This is a genomic window from Stenotrophomonas maltophilia group sp. SKK55 (assembly GCF_057179845.1).
The window spans coordinates 86,473-108,618 of record NZ_JBXUHP010000048.1 but is presented as its reverse complement, the minus strand read 5'-3'; the positions used below and the strand labels follow the sequence as shown (position 1 = coordinate 108,618).

16 protein-coding genes are annotated in these 22,146 nt (G+C 66.7%); 14 read left to right on the top strand and 2 right to left on the bottom strand.

What is annotated here, in order from left to right; genetic code table 11:
• Positions 1-17: 17 nt before the first annotated feature.
• From AC2A1N_RS14995 to AC2A1N_RS14985, 3 genes are all read left to right on the top strand, one after another.
• The gene (locus AC2A1N_RS14995) at positions 18-725 is read left to right on the top strand and encodes a pilus assembly protein (protein WP_484372738.1); all 708 of its coding nucleotides are present in this window, start codon (positions 18-20) and stop codon (positions 723-725) included.
• Positions 726-785: 60 nt separating this feature from the next.
• Entirely contained in the window at positions 786-5,453 is a 4,668-nt protein-coding gene (locus AC2A1N_RS14990; protein ID WP_484372736.1) for an ESPR-type extended signal peptide-containing protein, read from the top strand.
• 69 nt (positions 5,454-5,522) lie between these two features.
• Positions 5,523-6,269, top strand: coding sequence for a hypothetical protein (locus AC2A1N_RS14985; protein WP_061479341.1), 747 nt, complete (start codon positions 5,523-5,525; stop codon positions 6,267-6,269).
• Between the two features lie 115 nt (positions 6,270-6,384).
• Here the strand turns inward: AC2A1N_RS14985 and AC2A1N_RS14980 are convergent, their stop codons facing one another.
• Positions 6,385-7,029 carry a hypothetical protein gene (locus AC2A1N_RS14980; RefSeq protein ID WP_061479340.1) on the bottom strand — a complete coding sequence of 215 codons (645 nt, stop codon included), beginning with the start codon at positions 7,027-7,029 and terminating at the stop codon, positions 6,385-6,387.
• A 190-nt stretch (positions 7,030-7,219) separates the two neighbouring features.
• Entirely contained in the window at positions 7,220-9,643 is a 2,424-nt protein-coding gene (locus AC2A1N_RS14975) for a penicillin-binding protein 1A (RefSeq protein ID WP_049439722.1), read from the bottom strand.
• A 219-nt stretch (positions 9,644-9,862) separates the two neighbouring features.
• On the opposite strand from AC2A1N_RS14975, the gene AC2A1N_RS14970 reads away from it, so the two are divergent.
• From AC2A1N_RS14970 to AC2A1N_RS14920, 11 genes are all read left to right on the top strand, one after another.
• Positions 9,863-10,921 carry a pilus assembly protein PilM gene (locus AC2A1N_RS14970; protein ID WP_014038321.1) on the top strand — a complete coding sequence of 353 codons (1,059 nt, stop codon included), beginning with the start codon at positions 9,863-9,865 and terminating at the stop codon, positions 10,919-10,921.
• On the top strand, positions 10,921-11,793 hold the full coding sequence (locus AC2A1N_RS14965; RefSeq protein ID WP_484372733.1) for a PilN domain-containing protein: 873 nt from the start codon (positions 10,921-10,923) through the stop codon (positions 11,791-11,793). Before AC2A1N_RS14970 ends, AC2A1N_RS14965 begins: the two co-directional genes overlap by 1 nt.
• Positions 11,790-12,446: a type IV pilus inner membrane component PilO gene (locus AC2A1N_RS14960; RefSeq protein ID WP_049411380.1), complete on the top strand. Its 657-nt coding sequence runs from the start codon at positions 11,790-11,792 to the stop codon at positions 12,444-12,446. Before AC2A1N_RS14965 ends, AC2A1N_RS14960 begins: the two co-directional genes overlap by 4 nt.
• Positions 12,446-12,979 (top strand): pilus assembly protein PilP, encoded by a 534-nt coding sequence (locus AC2A1N_RS14955; RefSeq protein ID WP_005418914.1) that lies wholly within the window; start codon positions 12,446-12,448, stop codon positions 12,977-12,979. The genes AC2A1N_RS14960 and AC2A1N_RS14955 overlap by 1 nt, the downstream gene beginning before the upstream one ends.
• A gap of 21 nt (positions 12,980-13,000) precedes the next feature.
• Positions 13,001-14,971 (top strand): type IV pilus secretin PilQ, encoded by a 1,971-nt coding sequence (locus AC2A1N_RS14950; protein ID WP_061479337.1) that lies wholly within the window; start codon positions 13,001-13,003, stop codon positions 14,969-14,971.
• A gap of 173 nt (positions 14,972-15,144) precedes the next feature.
• Positions 15,145-16,170: an AAA family ATPase gene (locus tag AC2A1N_RS14945; protein ID WP_484372730.1), complete on the top strand. Its 1,026-nt coding sequence runs from the start codon at positions 15,145-15,147 to the stop codon at positions 16,168-16,170.
• An 8-nt stretch (positions 16,171-16,178) separates the two neighbouring features.
• Positions 16,179-17,108 (top strand): DUF58 domain-containing protein, encoded by a 930-nt coding sequence (locus AC2A1N_RS14940; RefSeq protein WP_061479336.1) that lies wholly within the window; start codon positions 16,179-16,181, stop codon positions 17,106-17,108.
• Positions 17,105-17,554, top strand: coding sequence for a DUF4381 family protein (locus tag AC2A1N_RS14935; protein ID WP_484372728.1), 450 nt, complete (start codon positions 17,105-17,107; stop codon positions 17,552-17,554). Before AC2A1N_RS14940 ends, AC2A1N_RS14935 begins: the two co-directional genes overlap by 4 nt.
• Positions 17,551-18,555, top strand: a complete 1,005-nt coding sequence (locus AC2A1N_RS14930) for a vWA domain-containing protein (protein WP_061479334.1) — start codon at positions 17,551-17,553, stop codon at positions 18,553-18,555. Before AC2A1N_RS14935 ends, AC2A1N_RS14930 begins: the two co-directional genes overlap by 4 nt.
• A complete protein-coding gene (locus AC2A1N_RS14925) occupies positions 18,552-20,381 on the top strand; it encodes a tetratricopeptide repeat protein (protein ID WP_061479333.1) in 1,830 nt (609 codons plus the stop codon). Before AC2A1N_RS14930 ends, AC2A1N_RS14925 begins: the two co-directional genes overlap by 4 nt.
• Positions 20,378-22,093, top strand: a complete 1,716-nt coding sequence (locus tag AC2A1N_RS14920) for a BatD family protein (protein ID WP_484372725.1) — start codon at positions 20,378-20,380, stop codon at positions 22,091-22,093. The genes AC2A1N_RS14925 and AC2A1N_RS14920 overlap by 4 nt, the downstream gene beginning before the upstream one ends.
• The last annotated feature ends 53 nt before the right edge of the window (positions 22,094-22,146 follow it).

The window sequence follows — 22,146 nt, the reverse complement described above, 5'->3', positions numbered from 1 at the left end:
CCCCACGGAGGCTCATCATGAAGAAGCTGCTGTTCTGCCTGTTGCCGTTGAGCGCGCTGCTGGCCCAGCCGGCACAGGCCAACCTGTCCATCTATCCGATGCGTGCAGCGGTGGATGCCAGGCACGGCACGCAGATCCGCGTGTACTCGCAATCCACCCAGCCGCAGTACGTGCAGGCACGGCTGTTGCGCATCACCAACCCGGCACAGCTGGATGAGGAAGAGATCGAAGTAGAAGCCGCCGACGCGGCGATTGCCATCACGCCCGGCAAGCTCGCACTCAGCGGTGGTGGCAATCGCCTGATCCGGGTGATTCCGCTGCAGACCGTGGAAAAGGAGGCGGCGTACCGCATCTACTTCGAGGGTGTCAAAGGCCCGGATGAAGCCCCTCTGGAAGACGCTGAACAGACCGCGCAGGCCAATGTCGGCGTCAGCCTGGTCTGGGGGGCACTGGTGAACGTGGTGCCGACCAAGGGCAGCGTGGATCTGCAGCTGCAAGGTGACACCCTGCGCAACACCGGCACGCTGCGTGTCGGCATTACCGGTGCATCCGAGTGCAATGCCAGTGGCGTGTGCACACCGCTTGAGCTGTCGAAGAGCCTCTACCCCGACGCCGCGCTGACCCTGCCGGTCCAGCTCCAGCCCGGCAGCACGCTGCAACTGCAGTACCGCCTGTCGAACGACGGCTATCGCGATCACGTAACGACCCTGGCGCCGAGCGCCTGACCTTCATGGCCCCGCGTCAGCGCGGGGCTTCATTTCCCTTGTCCTGTTAAGGAGAGAAACATGAACCACATCTACCGCCGCATCTGGAGTCACGCCAAGCAATGCTGGGTCGTGGCCAGCGAGTTCGCGGCATCATCCAAGACTGTCAGCGGCGTGAGAAGGCGCCCCTCGATGAGGTCTGCGGCGGTGCATTCGCTGATAGCTGCGATGATTGCCACGGGTACTGCACAGGCAGCCACGTATCCGTTCTGTGACCAGAACTTCGATGAGTTCGAGGGAGCGTGCTTGCCATCGTTGTTCAGTGGTGGCGCCGGTCTATTGGGCGCAACGGGTTCTGGTTATGCAGTGCTGGGGTATAACGCCTATATCCCCGACACCGGCAGTGTCTCAGTCGGGTACAGCGCTTACTCAGCCAAGCAGGATGTCGCAGTCGGAGCGTATGCCCAGGCGCTTGGGTACGATAGCGTTGCTATTGGATATGAAGCCAAAACAAACGGCGATCACAATGTGGCTGTTGGTGCAAAGGCTGAAGCCCATTACCTTGGAGCGGCGTCCTTCGGAAATGCAGCACGATCAATTGCCGCCGATGCGGTTGCGCTTGGGAGTGGTGCGCTCGCTTCCGCCGCCAACGCTGTCGCGCTGGGAGCAAATTCGCGGGCAACCGAGCTGAACTCCGTTTCGGTGGGTAGTGTCGATAACAAGCGACGAATCGTGAACGTACAGGACGCACGTCTTAACAGCGCCAGTTCGGACGCTGTTACGGGCAGACAGCTGAATGCCACCAACAGCAATGTCACGGCTGCGCGCTCCGTCGCGGACTCGGCCAAGACCAATGCCGACAGTGCACTGACAAAGGCCAACACGCTTTCGCGCCTCCTGGGCGAGACGTCTGCCTCGGGGAATGTCCGTCTGGGCGCGTCCAACGGTGGTACCGTCCTGGACGTGCGCAACAGTGCCAGCGCCAACCGCAGGATAACGGGTGTTGAGGACGCGACATTGTCTTCAACCAGTACCGATGCGGTGACGGGCCGGCAGCTCAACACCACCAACAGCAATGTCACGGCCGCGCGCTCCGTCGCGGACTCGGCCAAGACCAATGCCGACAGTGCACTGACAAAGGCCAACACGCTTTCGCGCCTCCTGGGTGAGACATCTGCCTCGGGGAATGTCCGTCTGGGCGCATCCAACAGTGGTACCGTCCTGGACGTGCGCAACAGTGCCAGCGCCAACCGCACGATCACGGGTGTTGCGGACGCGACATTGTCTTCAACCAGTACCGATGCGGTGACGGGCCGGCAGCTCAACACCACCAACAGCAATGTCACGGCCGCGCGCTCCGTCGCGGACTCGGCCAAGACCAATGCCGACAGTGCACTGACAAAGGCCAACACGCTTTCGCGCCTCCTGGGCGAGACGTCTGCCTCGGGGAACGTCCGTCTGGGCGCATCCAACAGTGGTACCGTCCTGGACGTGCGCAACAGTGCCAGCGCCAACCGCAGGATCACGGGTGTTGCGGACGCGACATTGTCTTCAACCAGTACCGATGCGGTGACGGGTCGGCAGCTCAACACCACCAACAGCAATGTCACGGCCGCGCGCTCCGTCGCCGACGCCGCGAAGACAAATGCCGACAGCGCGCTGGCGAAGGCCAATACGCTCTCCGGCCTCCTGAGCCAGACATCAGCCTCGGGGAACGTCCGTCTGGGCGCATCCAACAGTGGAACTGTCCTGGACGTGCGGAACAGTGCCAGTGCCAACCGCAGGATCACGGGTGTTGCGGACGCGACGTTGTCCTCGACAAGTACCGATGCGGTGACGGGTCGGCAGCTCAACACCACCAACAGCAATGTCAGCATCGCGATGAGCGATGCCAGTTCCGCCAAGACCACAGCGAACACCGCGATGACGCAGGTGGGGACGCTCAACGGGCTGTTGAATCAGGTCAGTGCCAGCGGCAATGTTCGCGTGGGTGAGAAGAATAGCGGGACCGTACTGGATGTGCGCAATAGCGCGAATGCGAACCGGAAGCTGACCGGCGTGGCCGATGGTGTGGTCAGCGCCAGCAGCTACGAGGCCGTCAACGGCAGGCAGCTCAACGCCACCAATAACAAGGTGACGACGGTGGAGGGTGTGGCCAGGTCTGCGGGTGCAGACGCTGCCGTGGCAAAGACGGATGCGACCAAGGCGTTGGCCGAAACAGCGGCGCTGGGCGGGCTGGTGGCGCAGGCTTCTGCAACTGGCAATGTGCGCCTGGGTGAGGAGAACAGCGGTACGACGTTGGACGTGCGTAACAGCGCCAATGCCAATCGGAGAATCAGTGGTGTGGCGGATGGATTGCTGAGCGCAAGCAGTGCTGAGGCTGTGTCCGGGAAACAACTGTACTCAACGAATTCGCGCGTCTCAGATCTTGAGGATGTCGCGCAGTTTGTAAGTATCGGCTCAGCTCCCTTCAGTGAACGCGCACAAGCCGGTGTGGCAGGTGTCGCGGTCGGAAATTCTGCCAAGACGGGACTGGATGGAGGAACCGCGGTAGGCACGTTTGCGGAGGCGATGGGGAAGAACTCCACCGCAATTGGTCGAGCGGCAGCCGTTTCTGAGGATTCCGAGAATGGATTCGCCATGGGGGCGGGTGCACAGGTTGGCGGAGACGCTGGCGGTGCGTATGCAGGTGTGGCGATTGGTGCTAGCGCAAGCGTTGAAAGTGGTGCTCACGGTTCGCTGGCACTTGGAAATGGCTCACTAGCGGATGAAGAAGGAGTTGCGTCATTCGGGGGGGTCGGCATCCGGCGCCGCCTTGTAAACATCGCCCGTGGTACCGCTGACCATAATGCCACCACTGTCTCCCAGCTCAAGGACTCCCTCGCCACCCTCGGCGGCGGCGCAGGCATGGATGCCAGCGGCAACATCATCGCCCCGACCTACGCGGTGCAGGGCGGCTCGCAGAACACCGTCGAGGATGCACTGATGGCACTCGATGGCGCTGTCATCACCGCAGGCCGTCGCACGGACAAGGTGGAAGGCCAGCTGAGTTCAATCTTCCAGGAATCACCCTCGACTCGCGCCGACGGCATGAACCAGATCGCGCTGAATGGCGTGAATGGCATGGTGCTGACCAACCTGGCTGACGGCCGAGTGGCACCAGGAAGTCGTGATGCCGTAACCGGCAGTCAGTTGTACGCCGCCGAGCAGAAGATCTCGCAGAATCGGAATGATCTGGAGGCGATGCGCAAGGAGCGGGAGATGGGCGAGCAGGCAATGCGTGGATTGGATGCGAGCGTCATCGACTACGGTGGTGCGCGTTTGACTGGCGTGGCCGAGGCGAAGCTGTCGGCTGATAGCTCGGACGTTGTGCGCGGAAGTCAGCTCTTCTCGACGAACAATCGATTGGGCCTGGTTGAAAGCAAGGCTGAGTATTTTGATTTTGGGTCAAGTATTCCGGGGCTGGAGTGGAGGGCTCCACGCGCCGGACGTGCCGGGGTCGCGATTGGCGAGGGGGCGATGGCGTCACTATTGACTGATGGCGCTGTCGCAGTTGGCTTCTACGCAACCGCGCACGGTGAAAACTCTGTGGCTCTTGGTCGTGGGGCTTGGGTTCAGGCCGGCGCCGATCATGGATTTGCGCTCGGTACACGGTCCGTAGTTGAGGAACGTGGCGGCATTGCGCTTGGCGCGGGCAGCCTCGTGAGAAAGGGGGCGCTGAGCAGTGTTGCTGTCGGAGGCAACTCTGTGGCTCATGAAAGTCATACCGTGTCTTTTGGAGATGGATTGCTGCAGCGCCGCCTCGTAAACATCGCAAACGGCACCGCCAACCACAACGCCGCCACCGTCGGCCAGCTGCGCGGCGCGCTCTCCGCCCTCGGCGGCGAAGTCGATGCCAACGGCAACATCGTCGGCCCCAGCTTCAACGTGCAGGGCCAGTCCCAAACCACGCTCAATGGTGCATTGGAAGCGCTCGACGGCGCGGTCGTCAGCACCACCTCGCGGGTGAACCAGGTCGAGTCCCAGCTCCGCTCCGTGTTCCAGGAAACCCCGTCGGTTCGCGCAGACGGTACCCAACAGCTCACCCTGGCCGGTGCCAACGGCATGGTCATCTCCAACGTGGCCAACGGCCTGATCGCGGCCGGCAGCCGCGATGCGGTCAATGGTGGCCAGCTGCATTCGATGCAGCAGCAGCTCAATGGCCGCATGGATGGGCTGGAGCAGCGCATCCATGATCAGCCGCAGGCCCGCGCCATGGCGGCAGCATCCGCGCCTTCGCCGTCCACCGAAGAGATCGCGCCGACGCCGGAAACCAGCGGTTCGCCGCAGATTGCCTCAATCGGTGAAGGTGACAAGCCGGCGCCGCAGCCGAAGTCGAAGTCGAAGCAGGACGACACGCCCAAGCCGCAGGTCGACACCGCCGACCTGGAGAAGATGCTGGCCCGTGCCAACGAGTACACCGATGGTGCGATCAGCAATTTCGAGCGCCGCCTGGACAAGATGGACAAGCGCTTCAACCGCATGGCGGCAATGAGCAGCGCGCAGAGTGCGATGGCGATGAACACCGCCGGCCTGGCCACCTACAACCGCCTGGGTGCGGGCGTGGGTTACAGCGAGGGTGAGTCGGCGATGGCGGTGGGCTACCAGCGCGTGCTCAACGAGAAGGGCTCGGCCACCTTCAGCCTCAATGGGGCGTTCACCAACAGCGGTGAGCGCAGCATGGGCGTCGGCGTCGGCATCGGCTGGTAAGCGATGGAGCCCCGGCGTGACGCGCGTAACCCGCCCCGCCGCGCCGGGGCCCTTGCCGAGGAAATGGCCATGTACCGTTGGGTAAGCCGATTCATCAGCTATCGCACGTTCTATCTGTGGCGGGCGCGGTATTACTACTACACCCGCAATCTGGACCGCTGGCTGCTGTTCGCCCTGCTGTGCGTGGCGGGCACGGGCTTGGCGGCCTGGTACACCTGGCGGGTATCGAGCGTGCCGCCGCCGCGCGTGCATCCGGAGGCGGCCGCGCTGCGCGTGGAGAACATCACCCAGGAGGCGATCCATCGCATCGTGCTGGTGCGGCATGGCGGCCCAACCCCGGGTGAGCCGTTCACCACGCCGGAGGATGTCCGCGCCGGCACGCTGCGCACACTGCGGGTGCGGCAGCTGCTGGACAGTGCGATGGTGTGGCAGCTGAAGGCTCACATGTTGGCCGACATCGCGGCGTACATTGATGCCACGGGAAGCTGCTTCCCTTTCCCGTGCTGGCAGGTGAGCCATCGGCTGGAACTCATGCGTGCGGCGGAGGCGGAGAACGCGGCCATCAACCGGGCGCTGGAGCCGGTACTGGAGATCCCGCTGGACAGGATGCCCAACCTCAACGGCGGTGAGCGCGCGCGGATACAGACGGCGTGGTCCGATCCGTTCGGCGATGTCTACAACCAGACCTGGTTGCTGGGCGATCTGCAGAACATGCACGCGCGGATGATGATGGCGTACCCGCAGCGGGTGGGAGCCCCCTGGTTGATGCGCCTGCTTGGCGATGAAACGGAGGAGCAGCACCATGATGTCTGGTAGGGCAACGCACCTCCTGTAGAGCCGAGCCATGCTCGGCTGCTCTTCGGTCAGCTATCCGGATGCCTGATGCACCGTGCGGACCAACGGTCCGCACCTACCAGAACCTGCGCGACCGTCACCCGCCGACGTACGCGGTGATCTCCGCTTCGGCCAGCAGCTGCCGCAACTGTGCGACAGACGCGCGCCGCATCGGCTTCTCATCCACCGGGGACAGCGGCGCCTGGCGCAGCGCATCGTACGGCAGCACGGCCAGGTCGAAGGTCAGCTCCTCGGCACTGAACACCCACACTGGCACATCCAGGCTGCGCTCGCGGTCCATGCGCAGCCGGCGCGTCCGCGATTCGGCGGGGATGCCGTGCTCCTCCAGGAAGCGGTGCACGGCTTCCGGGTCGTCGCTGTGCAGGTGCAGCTGCACCGGGCTGTTGGCATCGGCGGTACCTTCCAGCACCGGGCCGGCCAGCCGTGGGGCGAAGCCGTGCAGGAACTCCAGCGCACGCATCGCGGCCTCGCGGCGGCGCTGAAGTTCGCTGCCGTGCTGGGGGCCAGCGAACAGCCGCTGGTACTCGCGCAGGGCGTCTTCGATCTCGGTGTTGCGGGGCAGGGAGGCATCGTCGTGGATGCCGAGCCGGCTGGCGGCCTTCAACTTGGCCTGGTGGTAGTCGCGGATGCCGCCTTCAGCCATCAGGCGGGCGGCTTCGTGGGCGAGGCGGTGGCGCCGCTCGCGGGTCTGGCTGGCAGCATGCTGACGGGCGCGGTGCATGCGATGACTCCTGTTGCGACCTGGCTACAGACTAGCGCACGGATGTGACATCCGCGTGGGTATTTCAAGGTGGGGATGTAGAGCCGAGCCCATGCTCGGCTGCTCTACGCGGGGGCCCTGAGCCGAGCATGGGCTCGGCTCTACAGTCGTAGCGGTGCCAACCCACGGTTGGCACCCACCTGGCCCTTCCTCAGAAGATATCGAACGCGGCGGCGTCGGCCTGCGGCGTATTGAGGTTCAGGTCGTAGTCGGTCAGGCGGTCCATGTCTTCCACCTTCACCCACTCGGTCGCGCCGTTGAGGGTGGCCTGGACCATGCCGCTGGGCGGCTCGTTCTGCGCGATCGGGGTGTCCTTCAGCGCGGTGCGCATGTAGTCGATCCAGATCGGCAGCGCCGCCTTGCCACCGTATTCGCGGTAACCCAGCGAGCGGAAGTCGTCGCGGCCCACCCACACGGTGGTCACGTACGGGCCGCCGAAGCCGGAGAACCAGGCGTCACGATGGTCGTTGGTGGAGCCGGTCTTGCCGCCCACGTCCTCGCGGCCGAGCACCTTGGCCTGCACACCGGTACCGCGCTGGACCACGTCGCGCATCATCGACACCAGCTGGTAGGCGGTACGGGCGTCGATCGCGCGCGGGGCAGTGCGGGCGTCCGGGTTGGCCGGAGCGGCGGCAGTTTCGGTCTTGGCTTCGGCCTTGGCCGCAGCGGCCGGGTCCACCTTCGGGGCCGGGGCGCCGAAGTTGAAGCCATCCACCACCTGGTTGACCGGCTGATCGCTGCTGCCCGCACAGTCGCGGCAGGCCAGTGCCGGGTTTTCCTTGAACACCAGGTTGCCGTCGCGGTCATTGACCTGGTCGATCAGCCAGGTATCCACGCGCGAGCCGCCATTGGCGAACACCGCGTAGCCACGCGCCACCGACAGCGGGGTCAGCGAGGCAGTACCCAGCGACATCGACAGGTTCGGCGGAAGCTCCGATTCGGCGAAGCCAAATTCGCTGATGTACTTGCGCGCATAGTCCACGCCCATGCCATCGAGCAGGCGCACCGAGACCAGGTTGCGCGACTGCACCAGCGCTTCACGCAGGCGCATCGGGCCGCGGAAGCCGCCGCCGTCGTTCTGCGGGGCCCAGGTCTTGCCGCGGCGATCGCGGAACACGACCGGGGCGTCGAGCACGATCGAGGCCGGGTTGTAGCCCTTGTCGAACGCTGCGGCGTAGATGAACGGCTTGAAGCTGGAACCCGGCTGGCGGCGGGCCTGGGTGGCGCGGTTGAACTTGTTGCCGGAGAAGCTGAAGCCACCGACCAGCGCCTTCAGCGCGCCGCTGTGGGCATCCAGCGAGACCAGCGCGGATTGGCCGCGCGGGATCTGGTCCAGCAGCCACTCGCCCTCCTTGGCACCGGCGCGTACGCGCACGATGTCGCCGCGCTGCACCAGCTTGCCCGGGGTCTTGTTGGTCCACTTGGCGGCACCGGCCGGCAGCACGATCTCGGTGCGGTTGGCCAGCACCACCGTGGCGCTGCCGTCGGCAGCGGTGCTGGCGACGATTGCCGGCAGCAGGCCGGCCTGGCCGTACATGCCACGCAGGTGCTCGGCCAGGGCGGCAGCATCGTCGCCGGCGCCCAGCTGCACCTGCTTCTCCACGCCGTGCCAACCGTGGCGGTGGTCGTACAGCAGCAGGCCATCACGCACGGCCAGGTTGGCCGCAGTCTGCAGGGTGGAATCGATCGTGGTGGTGACGTGGTAACCCTTGTTGACCACGTCGCCGCCGAAGCGGGCGATCATTTCCTGGCGCACCAGCTCGGCCACGTACGGGGCATCGACCTGTACCGGCGGCTCATGCGCGGTGGCGTGCATCGGCACGGCCTTGGCCGCGTCGGCCTCGGCCTGGCTGACGAACTTCAGGTCGGCCATGCGCTGCAGCACGTAGTTGTCGCGGCGCTGGCGGGCACGTTCCGGGTTGGAGATCGGGTTGCCCGAGGACGGGAACTTGGGGATACCGGCCAGCGAGGCCATCTCGTCCAGGTCCAGCTCGTTCAGCTTCTTGCCGTAGTAGAACTCGGCGGCGGCGGCCACGCCGTAGGCGCGGTTGCCGAAGAAACTCTTGTTCAGGTACAGCTCGAAGATCTCGTCCTTGCTCAGCTCGGACTCGATCTTCCGCGCCAGCAGGATCTCGGCCAGCTTGCGGGTGTAGCTGTACTCGGAGCTGAGGAAGAACTGGCGGGCGACCTGCTGGGTGATGGTGGAGCCACCCGGCACGCGCTTGTCGTTGGTGGTGGCCAGCAGCCAGACCGCACGGCCGATGCCCATGTAGTCCACGCCGCCATGCTCGTAGAAGCGGGCGTCCTCGGTGGCCAGGAAGGCCTGCTTCAGCCGCTCGGGCACGTCCTTCATGGTGACCGGGGTGCGCCGGGTCTCGCCGAACACCGCCATCAGCTTGCCGTCGGCAGCGTAGACGTACATCGGCTCCTGCATTTCCACGTCGCGCAGGGTCTGCACGTCGGGAAGCTTGGAGGAAACGGCATAGTACAGACCGCCCACGGCGGCCGCGCCGATCAGCGCCAGGACCAGGACAATCAGGAAGATCCAGCGCAGCCAGCGGCGGAGTCGAGTCATCGGGTTCAGATTCCGATTGCGAATTTCGTGGTCGCAGAGTATAGATTACGCAAGGTGGCGGCTGGGGTCGGCACCGGGGAGCGCAAGGGGAACAGTCAGGGGCTGCATGGTGAATCCGTGAGGGATTTCACAGCAGGGCCGTTGCCATTTGCTAAGAATACGTTATTAATGCTCGGACGCAGGTCTTGCGTCCAAGTGCCCGTCGGCAGGGGAGAAACCGTGGGGCTCATCCCAAAAAGTCAGTCGCCGCTTGTAGGCGTCGACATCAGTTCGACTGCGGTAAAGCTTTTGCAGCTGTCCCGCAGCGGCAATCGTTTCCGCGTGGAACATTACGCTGTGGAACCTCTTCCGCCGAATGCGGTGGTGGAGAAGAACATCGTCGAAGTGGAGGCCGTCGGTGAGGCCATCCGCCGGGCGATGAACCGTTCAGGCAGCAAGGCCAAGCTGGCCGCTGCCGCCGTCGCGGGGTCGGCGGTGATCACCAAGGTGATCCCGATGCCGGCCGATCTCGACGAAAACGACATGGAAGCCCAGATCGAGCTGGAAGCGGTCAACTACATTCCGTATCCGATCGAGGAAGTGAACCTGGACTTCGAGGTGATCGGGTCGATCCCGAACAACCCGGAGATGGTCCAGGTGCTGCTGGCCGCGTCGCGTTCGGAGAATGTCGAGCTGCGCCAGTCCGCACTGGAGCTCGGTGGCCTGCAGGCCAAGGTGATGGACGTGGAGGCCTTTGCGGTCGAGAACGCCTACGCCCTGGTCGCCAGCGAGCTGCCGGTGTCCATCGACGGTGTGGTTGCGCTGGTCGACATCGGCGCCACCATGACCACCCTCAATGTCCTGCGCGGCGGCCGTAGCCTTTACAGCCGCGAGCAGGTGTTCGGTGGCAAGCAGCTGACCGACGAGATCATGCGCCGCTATGGCCTGAGCTACGAGGAAGCCGGGCTGGCCAAGCGCCAGGGTGGCCTGCCGGAAAGCTACGAGATGGAAGTGCTGGAGCCGTTCAAGGAAGCCACGGTCCAGCAGATCAGCCGCCTGCTGCAGTTCTTCTATGCGGGCAGCGAATTCAACCGCGTCGATCACATCGTGCTGGCCGGCGGCTGCGCCGTGCTCGGTGGCCTGCCGGAGATGGTCGAGGAGCAGCTGGGCGTGCCGACCGTGGTCGCCAACCCGCTGGCGCAGATGACCCTGGGGCCGAAGGTGAACGCGCATGCGTTGGCCCAGGATGCCCCCGCGCTGATGATCGCGACCGGTCTGGCGCTGAGGAGCTTCGACTGATGGCACGCATCAATCTATTGCCCTGGCGCGCCGAACGGCGCAAGCAACGCCAGCGCGAGTTCTACGCAATGCTGGGCATGGCCGCTGTCGGTGGCCTGCTGTTGTCGCTGATGATCTGGTTCTATTACGACCGCCAGGTGAGCGGCCAGATGGACCGCAACGCCTATCTGGAAGCCGAGATCGAGAAGGTCAAGGAACAGAACAAGGAGATCGATCGCCTCGACGCGCAGAAGGAACGCCTGCTGGCCCGCAAGAAGGTGATCGAGGAACTGCAGGCCAAGCGCTCGCAGATGGTCCACCTGTTCGACGCACTGGTGCGCACCATCCCCGACGGCGTGGTGCTGACCGCACTGAAGCAGGAAGGGGATGTGCTGACGCTGGAAGGTCGCACCCAGTCCAATGCCCGCGTTTCGGCCTACATGCGCAACCTGGAGACCTCCGGCTGGATGACCAATCCGGAGCTGTCGATCATCGAAGCGCGTGACCCGGAGAAGGACAAGGATGGCAAGGTCGGTCCGCTGGCCGACATCAAGGCGCTGCCCTACGTGTTCGTGGTCAAGGTGAAACTGCCGGCACAGAGCGAAGAGGTCTCGGCGACGCCGGGCCTGAACGCCGATGGCTCGGTGGCGACGGCGGCGCCGGCACCGGTGGCTCCGTTGGCCGCAGGTCCGGATGCCGCGACGCCTGCGGCTCCGGCAACGGGCCAGCCGGCAGCGGCTCCCGCCGCACCGGCCGCTGCACCGCCGGCCACTCCGGCCAAGCCGAACCAACCGGCCGCTCCGGCCCCGGCACCTGCCCCGAAGCCTGAGGGCAGCCGCCTGGCGCAGCCGCCGCAGGCCTTCAATGCGCTGCTGCAGGGGGATCGCGCATGAGCCAGAAGATCGACATCAAGAACCTCGATTTCAACGACATCGGCAACTGGCCGCAGAAGGCCAAGATCGTCTTCTGCTCGTTGCTGGCACTGGTCATCATGTTCGTGGCGTGGATGCTGCTGATCAGCGGCAAGCGCGAGGAGCTGGCCGGCCTGGAATCGAAGGAAGTCGAGCTGCGCACCGAGTTCACCAAGCAGCAGGAACGCGCGGTGAACCTGGAGCCGCTGAAGCAGCAGCTGGCGCAGATGGAGCAGGTGCTGCAGCAGATGCTGCGGCAGCTGCCGAGCAAGACCGAAATGCCCGACCTGATCATCGACATCTCGCAGACCGCGCTGTCCAGCGGCCTGACCAACGAGCTGTTCGAGCCGGAGCAGGAGCAGATCAAGGAGTTCTACGCCGAGAAGCCGATCAAGCTGCGCATGGTGGGCAGTTACCACCAGTTCGGCGCATTCGTCAGTGGCGTGGCCTCGTTGCCGCGGGTGGTGATCCTGACCATGCATGACATCAACCTCAAGCCCAAGGAAAAGACCGGCGGCAACGTCCGCAGCGGTGCACTGGAACTGTCCGGTACGGTCAAGACCTACCGTTACCTGGACGAGACCGAAGTGCAGGCGCAGCAGGCGGCTGACGCGGGCAAGGAGGGCAAGAAGTGATGCGCGCGCAGACCGTACGTGGTGCGATGGTGCTGGCTGTACTGCTGCTGGCCGGTTGCGGCCGTGGCGTGACCAGCACGCCCGGCGACGCACCGAACCTTGAGAAGTGGGTGGAAGGCGAGCGCGCGCGACCGGCGCAACCGCTGGAGCCGCTGCCGGTGATGCAGCAGTTCGAGACCTTTGAATATTCCGCGCAGGGCATGCGCGATCCGTTCACCGATGCTTGGACCAATCCGCAGCAGGGGAACGGCGGATTGCGACCGGACCCGAACCGGCGCAAGGAGCCGCTGGAAGGCTTCCCGCTGGATGCGCTGGACATGGTCGGCACCATCGGTACCGGTGCAGGCACCGTGGCGCTGGTGATGGGGCCGGACAAGGTCACCTACCGGGTTCGCCCGGGCGGTTACCTGGGGCAGAGCGACGGGCGGGTCACGGCGGTCTTCGAAGACCGCGTGGAGCTGATCGAACTGGTGCCGGATGGCGCGGGTGGCTGGCTGGAACGGCCGGCAACGCTCTCGCTTGAAGATCAATGATCGTTTACTGGGGATAGCACGATGACCTTTCACCAAGCCAAGGGGCTGCGTCCCATCCGGCGCTCTACCTTGAACCGTGTCAGCGCGCTGGGAGTCGCGCTGATGCTGGCCTGCGCTCCGGCGCTGGCTGCCGCACCGGCGGAAAAGCCGGTGGGCGCCACCGTGGCACCGGCCGCTGCGCCGGCAGGCCTGTCGGTGGCCAAGATCGATTTCAAGCGTGGCGATGACGGCGCCGGGCGCCTGATCGTGCAGTTCGACGGGCAGGGCGCGATCCCTGACCTGCGCACGCAGGGCAACAGCGTCGTGGTCGACGTCGGCAATGCCCGACTGCCGGCCAACCTGCAGAAGCCGATGAACGTCACCGACTTCGCCACGCCGGTACAGCGCATCGACGCCAAGCCGTCCGGTGCCGGTACCCAGCTGGTGCTGAGCACCGGCGGTGCAGTGGAGTCGCTGGCGTACCAGAGCGGCAATGAGTACGTGGTCGAGATCAGCCCGCGGCAGGCCCCGGCCGCCGTCGGCGCGGTCACCGCCGGCAGCGTCACCCAGGCGGCCAAGGCCGTCGGCCAGCGTGGTTTCACCGGCAAGCCGGTGACCTTCAACTTCCAGGACGTGCCGGTGCGCACCGTGCTGCAGTTGATCGCCGAGGAGTCCAACCTGAACGTGGTTGCGTCCGACTCGGTGCAGGGCAATGTGACCCTGCGCCTGGTCAATGTGCCGTGGGACCAGGCGCTGGACATCGTCCTGCGCGCGAAGGGCCTGGACAAGCGTCGCGATGGCAGCGTGATCTGGGTGGCGCCGCAGGCTGAACTGGCCAAGTTCGAGCAGGAGAAGGAAGACGCGCGCATCGCCATCGAGAACCGCGAAGACCTGCAGACCGACTACATCCAGATCAACTACCACAGCGCCACGCAGATCTTCAAAGCGCTGACCGAGGCCAAGGGCATCGGCGGCAGCGGTGGCGGTGGCAGCGGCGGTGGTTCGGGCAGCTCGTCGCAGGAAGACAGTGGCTTCCTGTCCTCGCGCGGCCGCATCGTGGCCGACGAGCGCACCAACACGCTGATGATCAGCGACATCCCGAAGAAGATCGCGCGCATGCGCGAGCTGATCAACGTGATCGACCGCCCGGTCGACCAGGTGCTGATCGAAAGCCGCATCGTCATCGCCACCGATACCTTCGCCCGCGAACTGGGCGCGAAGTTCGGTGTCAGCGGCAGCCGTGACAACGTGTACTTCAGCGGCAATCTCGAAGCCAACCGCTTGACCCGGGAATCGCAGGTCAAGTCCGCGCAGGACAACGCCAAGGCCGAACGCGACTGGATCGCCGGTGGCCGCGTGGGCCCGGCTCCTGTCCCGGTGGGCTCGACCATCACCCGTGGCCTGAACTGGAACCTGCCGGTGGCTGCCGCCAGCAACCCGGGTTCGCTGGCACTGTCCATCCTCAATGCTGGGTACCTGCTGGACGTGGAGCTGTCGGCCATGCAGCAGGAGTCGCGAGGCGAGGTGATCTCCAACCCGCGCGTGGTCACCACCAACCAGCGCGAAGCGATGATCAAGCAGGGCAAGGAAATCGGCTACGTCACCATCAGCGGTGGTGGCGCTGGTGGCGTGGCGACGCCGAACGTGCAGTTCAAGGAAGTGGTGCTGGAGCTGAAGGTCACCCCGACCATCACCAACGACAACCGCGTGTTCCTCAACATGCAGGTGAAGAAGGACGAAGTCGACCAGCTGATCCAGCTGGAGGGCTACGGCACCGTGCCGTCGATCAACCGCCGCGAAGTCAATACCGCGGTGCTGGTCGAGGACGGGCAGACCGTGGTGATCGGTGGTGTCTACGAGTTCACCGATCGCAACAGCATCAGCAAGGTGCCGTTCCTGGGCGACGTGCCGTTCCTGGGCAACCTGTTCAAGAAGCGCGGCCGCAACAAGGACAAGGCCGAACTGCTGGTGTTCGTCACCCCGAAGGTGCTGCGCGTGGCCAAGCAGAACTGAGCCACCGCTCCGAAGTCTTCGAAGAAGGGCCGCCCTGTGCGGCCCTTCCTCGTTTCCGCCGGTAGATCCACGCCATGCGTGGATGCGCTGTTCAGCCGTTCTTGATGCCAATCGCAGGGCACCCTGCGATGATGTCGGGAACCCGTGCCGTCCTGCGCCGGTCAAAGGCCCCCATGAACCTGCCACCGCCGATGCCCGAAACCATCTCGCCGCCGCCCGCGCCGGCCATCTCCCGCCTGCATGCGGCATTCACCGGACTGCGCGACGCGTTGTCGGCCGAGATCGTCGGCCAGGCGGCACTGGTCGAACGCCTGCTGATCGCGCTCCTGGCCGACGGCCATCTGCTGGTGGAGGGGGCACCGGGCCTGGCCAAGACCACGGCGATCCGTGCGCTGGCTTCGCGCCTGGAAGCGGACTTTGCCCGCGTGCAGTTCACCCCCGACCTGCTGCCGGCCGACCTCACCGGCACCGAGATCTGGCGCCCACAGGAAGGCCGGTTCGAGTTCGTGCCTGGCCCGATCTTCCACCCGATCCTGCTCGCCGACGAGATCAACCGCGCGCCGGCCAAAGTGCAGTCGGCGCTGCTGGAAGCCATGGGCGAGCGCCAGGTCACGGTCGGCCGCCATACCTATGCGCTGCCGCCGCTGTTCCTGGTGATGGCCACGCAGAATCCGATCGAACAGGAAGGCACGTTCCCGCTGCCGGAAGCGCAGCTGGACCGCTTCCTGATGCATGTGCGCATCGGCTACCCGGACCAGGCCGCCGAATCGGAGATCCTGCGGTTGGCCCGTGAGCGTGCCCGTGGTGCATTGGGCGAGGCCGCGCCGGCGCCGGACAAGATGCCGATGCAGGACGTGTTCGACGCCCGCCGCGAAGTGCTGGACCTGCACATGACACCGGCACTGGAGCGCTACCTGATCGAACTGGTGCTGGCCTCGCGCGATCCATCGCGCTACGACGCCGGCCTCGGCCGCCGCATCGCATGGGGGGCAAGCCCGCGCGGTTCCATCGCACTGGAGCGCTGTGCCCGTGCGCGCGCCTGGCTGGCCGGCCGCGACTTCGTCACCCCCGATGACGTGCGTGCGGTTGCCGCCGACGTGCTGCGCCATCGCGTGCTGCCCAGCTATGAAGCCACCGCCGAAGGCTGGGACGGCGAGCGCCTGGTGCAGGAGCTGCTGGCCCGGGTGCCGGCACCCTGAGCCTGCGCATGACCGATCGATCCCTGGAACAGGCACCGTCTGCGCTCGAAGGTGACGGGCTGCGCCCGCAGCTGGCCGAACTGGTCGCGCTACGCCGGCTGGCACAGCGTCCGCCGCCGCCGCGCCGTGGCCGCACCGGCAACGCGGGCCAGGCACCATCCCCGCTGCGCGGCCGCGGCATGGAGTACGCCGAGTCGCGCGAATACGTGGCCGGCGACGACGCGCGCCACATCGATTGGCGCGTGACCGCGCGCACCGGCCGCGCCCATACCAAATTGTTCCAGGCCGAGCGTGAGCGGGTCAGCCTGATCGTGGCCGACACGTCGCCGGCGCTGTACTTCGGTACCCGCGTGCGCTTCAAATCGGTGCAGGCCGCACGCGCGGGTGCTGTTGCCGCGTGGTCGGCGCAGCGCCGTGGCGACCGCGTGGGCGCGCTGCGTGGCAGCGACCGCGAAGCGCCGATCACCCCCGCAGGTGGGCCGCGCGGTGTGCTCCGCGTGCTCGACGCGCTGACTCGCTGGTATGCACAGCCGCCGGCCGACGATCTGGGCCTGGAGCGCGCGCTGGACCATGCCGGCCGCGTGCTGCGCCCAGGCGCGCGCATGCTGGTGCTGGCCGATCCGCAGCAGGCCATCCGCATTCCGCCCGCGCGCTGGAGCGCGCTGGCCCAGCATCACGACCTCAGCCTGGTGCTGCTGGTCGATCCACTGGAGCTGCGGCCACCGTCGGCGGCGTTGCAGTTCCAGACCGCGCAGCAGCGCATCGGTCTCGACCTGCGCCGCAGCGACGTGCAGGCGCACTGGCAGGCGCATTTTGTCGAGCCGCTGCAGGAGCTGCGGCGCCAGCTCGGCGCGCGCCGCGTCGACGTGCAGGTGCTGTCCTCCGATGCGCCCAGCGACGCCTGGCTGGCGCCGTCGCCGACCGAGGTGCCGGCATGAGCGCCGCGCTGCCGTTGCGCGATGTGCAGCTGCCGCCGGCACCGTCATGGTGGCCGCCAGCCCCCGGTTACCTGATGATCGGCGCGGCGGTCGTGCTGGTGCTGCTGGTGATCGCCGTGGTGATGTGGCGACGTCGCCGCCGTCGCCAGCGCTGGTTGCAGCTGTTCGATCAGGAACTGGCAACCGCCCCCGACGCTGCGGCCGAACTGGCGGCCATCGCCGGACTGCTGCGCCGTGCCGCACGCCATGCACGGCCGGGCAGTGAATCGCTGCGCGATGACGCCTGGTGGCAACGCCTCGACCCGCAGCGCACGCTGGCCGATGACCACCGCAGCCTGTTGGCCGAAGGCGCCTATCGCCCGCGCGTCGACAACCGCGACGTGGCGGCCATACGCAGCTGGGCCCGCGAACGCTACTTGGCGATGCTGCTGGAGCGCCGCCGATGAACCTGCTGGCAAGCTACTGGCTATGGCCGGACCTGCAGCTGGCGTGGCCGCTGGCTTTGCTGGCGTTGCCGTTGCCGCTGCTGATGCGCTGGTGGAAGCGCCGTGCAGCGCCGGGTGCTGCACTACGCGTCCCCTACGCTGCCGCCGAGCTGGAAGCGCTGTCCGGTGGTGGCCGCGTCGACGTGTCGTGGCTGCGCACGCTGCTGCTTTGGCTGGGGTGGTGTGCACTGTGCATCGCGCTGGCGCGACCGCAGCAGCTGGGTGACGCCATGACACCCCCGCAGCAGGGCCGACAGATGATGTTGGCGATGGACGTGTCCGGAAGCATGGGCGAGGGCGACATGGTGCTGGGCGACCAGGCGGTCGATCGCCTGACCGCAGCCAAGGCCGTGCTTGCCGACTTCCTTGATCGTCGTGCGGGCGACCGCGTCGGCCTGCTGATCTTCGGTGACCGCGCCTACACGCTCACGCCGCTGACTGCGGACCTGGCCAGCGTGCGCGACCAGCTGCGCGACAGCGTGGTCGGCCTGGCCGGGCGCGAGACCGCCATCGGGGATGCCATCGGCCTGGCGGTCAAGCGCCTGCGCACCCAGCCGGAGGGACAGCGCGTGCTGATCCTGCTGACCGATGGTGTCAGCAATGCCGGTGTGCTGGAACCGCTGCGCGCCGCGGAAGTGGCGCGCGCCGAGGGCGTGCGCATCCACACGGTCGCATTTGGCGGCGATGGCAGCATGCGGTTGTTCGGCATTCCGATTTCCACCGACCAGGATCCGGTCGATGAGGCCACCCTGAAGAAGATCGCCAGCATGACCGGCGGCCAGTTCTTCCGCGCGCGTGATACCGCGCAGCTGGCCGGGATCTACGCCGAGCTCGATCGCCTGGAGCCAGTGGCCGCAAAGGGCCCGAGCCTGCGCCCTCGCGAGGAACGCTATGCGTGGCCGTTGGGGCTGGCGTTGCTGCTGGGCGTGCTGGCCTGGCTATGGCCGGAGCGTCGCCGATGATCGCGTTTGCTTCGAATCTTCCCGATTGGAGCGCATTGCACTTCCTGCGACCGGAGTGGTTGTGGGCGCTGCTGGCGCTTCCCCTCATCCTCGCGCTGTCGCTGTACCGGCAGCGACGCAGTGATGCGTGGCGGCAGGCGGTGGACGCACACCTGTTGCCACATCTGCTGGCCGCGGGTGCGAAGCGTCGCGTGCGCCTGCCATGGGCGCTGCTGCTGGGCTGGACACTGGCATCGCTGGCGATGGCCGGGCCGAGCTGGCGGCAGCAGGCGCAGCCGATGTTCCAGGCCAGCGCACCGCTGCTGGTGGTACTGGACCTGTCCAGCCGGATCAGTGCAACCGATCTGCCACCGTCGCGCCTGCTGCAGGCGCGCGCGAAAGTGGGCGAGCTGCTGCGCGCCCGCCAGGGCGGGCAGGTGGGCCTGGTGGTGTATGCCGATGATGCCTACACGGTGGCGCCGCTGACTGATGACGGCAGCAATGTTGCGCTGTATCTGGATGCGCTGGCGCCGGACGTGATGCCACGCGATGGCCAGCGTGCCGACCGCGGCATCGACTGGGCAACACGGCTGATGCGGCAGATCGGTGCGCTGCAGGGGCAGATCCTGCTGGTCAGCGACCAGGCGGATGGTGAAGCTGCACTGGCGGCAGCGCAGGCACGCAGCCTGGGCCTGCAGGTGTCGGTGCTGGGCCTGGGCACGCCTGCCGGTGCGGCCTACCGCGATGGCAGCGGGCAGATCCGCCAGGCTGCGCTGGATGAGGGCAGCCTGCGCGCGGTGGCCACTGCAGGCGGCGGCCGCTATGCACGCATCGCCGCCGATGACAGCGATCTGCGTGCGCTCGGTGTACTCGACGCGCGCGAAGGCACGGCGGCGCAGCGGCCGGGCGAAGGCAGGCAGTGGCGTGACGAAGGCTTCTGGCTGCTGCCGCCGGTGATGCTGCTGGCATTGCTGGCCTTCCGCCGTCGTGCGCTGCTGGCGGCGGTGCTCGCGGTCGGCCTCGTGCCATGGATGAATGACGCGCAGGCGCAGGCACCTGCGACGCAGGCCTCGCAACCCGCGCAGGGCACGCTGTGGAAGCGTAGCGACCAGGCGCAGCATCAGCGCCTGGCCGAGGGGGTCCAGGCTTACCGCAACGGCGACTTCACCACTGCACGCAAACGCTTCGAAGGCATCGACAACGATGCCGGTTGGTACAACCTGGGCAACACGCTGGCACGCGAAGGCAACTACGACGAAGCGATCGCCGCCTACGACCGCGCGCTGGCGTTGCATCCCGGCATGGCCGATGCGGTCGCCAACCGTGCCGTGGTCGATGCCGCGCGCAAGCGCAGGCAGTCGGGTGGCAAAGGCCAGGATCATCAGAAGCCACCGCAGAGCGGGCAGCAGAAGCAGCAGAACGATACCCCGGGCCAGCAGAGCCCGCAGGGCCAGAAGCCGCAGCAGGGCCAGCAGAATCCCGGCCAGGGCCAGCCGCCGTCGGGCCAGCAGGGGCAGCCCAAGGCGGGTGACGACAAGAACCCGTCGAGCCCGCAGCCCGGCCGCGATGGCCAGCAGGCGCCACCACAGGTGGAGGATGCCAAGGCACAGGCCCAGGCCGATGAGCAGCAGCGCCAGCGCATGCAGCAGGCGATGCAGCAGGCACGCGAAGGCGAGGCTGGCAAGGACGGCAAACCCGTACCGGGGGCTGAGGGCCGCACACCGCGCGAGCGCGAGGAGCAACAGGCGGTGGAAGCGTGGATGCGGCGTGTGCCGGATGATCCGGGCGCGTTGCTGCGGGCCAAGTTCCAGCTGGAAAACGAACGCAGGAAGAGGGAAGGGCGATGACGTGGGCGATCAACATGCACGGGCACTGGTCACGGCCGGTACTGGCGGCGCTGTTGCTGTGGCTGCCGCTGCTGGCCTGGGCGCAGCCACGCGCCTGGCTGGATCGCGACCGCATCGCGATGGGTGATACGGTCACCCTCAATGTTGAGAGCGATCAGGGCGCTCCCGACTTCACGCCATTGCGCACCGACTTCGACCTGAGCGGCCAGACCAGCAGCCGCCAGGTAGAATGGAGCAATGGCAGCATGCAGCAGCGCAACCTGTATGGCGTGGCGCTGACGCCGCGGCGCAGTGGTGCGCTGGTGGTACCGGGCCTGCAGGTGGGAAGTGCGCGAACCGCGCCGCTGACGCTGCAGGTCGATGCGGCCGCCGTGGCCGGACCTGACAGCAATGCGATGGCCTTCATCGAAACCGTTGTCGATGACGATACGCCGTACGTGCAGCAGAGCGTGGGCGTGGTGGTGCGGTTGTATTTCGCCTCGCAGCTGGCCTCCGGCGAGCTGGTGCTGGATACCCCGGCGGGCGCGTCGTTGCAGCGGGTGGGCGACGACCGCACCGACGTACGGCAGGTCAACGGGCGCCGCTACAACGTGGTCGAGCGACGTTTCCTGCTGATCCCCGAGCGCAGCGGCGCGTTGCGGCTGTCCGGTGCGCGTTTCAGCGGGCGCAGCGCCGGAGGTTTCTTCGATGACTTCTTCGGGGGCGGCGATGGCCGCATGAATGCCACTGGCGTAGACCGCACGTTGCAGGTGCAGGCACAGCCGGCACAGGCGCCGCAGCCGTGGTTGCCCCTGCAGAGCCTGCAGCTGCGCTACACCAGCGCGCCCACCAGTGCCCGTACCGGCGAGGCAGCCAACGTGGTGGTCGAAGCGGTTGCCGAAGGCGCGACCCGAGCACAGTTCACCGACCTGCCGGTGCCGGATGTCGGCGCCAACGCGCAGGTGTTCGCCGAACCGGCACAGTACGAAGAGACCTTCAACGGCAGCACGCCGCGCCTGAAGATCACCCGCCGCTATTCGATTGTGCCGCGCCAGCCGGGTTCGCTGGTGGTGCCGGGACCACGCCTGCCCTGGTGGGATGTGCGCAACGGCAAGGCACAGGAAGCGAAGCTGCCGGACCTGACGCTGGCCGTTGCGGCCGGTACCGGCGCCGCCACTGCCTCGCCGGCAGCGCTGCCACCGATCGACACCGCTGCCGCGCTGCCGGGCAGCGATGGACAGGATGGGCGTATCGCCGCGACCGATCCACGCGCCAGCGGCCTGTCCGAGCGTCCGTGGCCGTGGATGGCGGCGGCCATTGGCCTGGCGCTGCTGTGGCTGCTGACCCTGTTGTGGGGCTGGCAGCGAGGCCGACGCCCGCGTGTGGCGGCGCCTGCAGCCGGCACGCCCTCTGTGCCGACCGTGGTGAGCGGGCGTGCCGGCTTGGCCGAACTGCGCCGTGCGCTGGATGGTGAAGGCTTCGACCAGGTGGAGGCACGGCTGTGTGCGATGGCCGGTGTGAAACGCATCGAGCAGGTGATCGCCCGGCTGGATGACCCGGCCCAGCGCCAGGTGTTGCTGGACCTGCAGCAGGCGCGCTGGGGCGGGCAGGGCGAACTGGCCCCGTTGCGCACGCGCCTGCGCGAGGTCTTCCGTGACGGACCGCACTGGTCGGCGGCTAAGGGCACCGCCGAAACTGGCCTGGCGCCGCTGTATCCACCGCGGCGAACCTGAACCGGCGCCGCTTGCGCGCTTTGTTAGAGTGCATTCATTTTTCGAGGAAACCC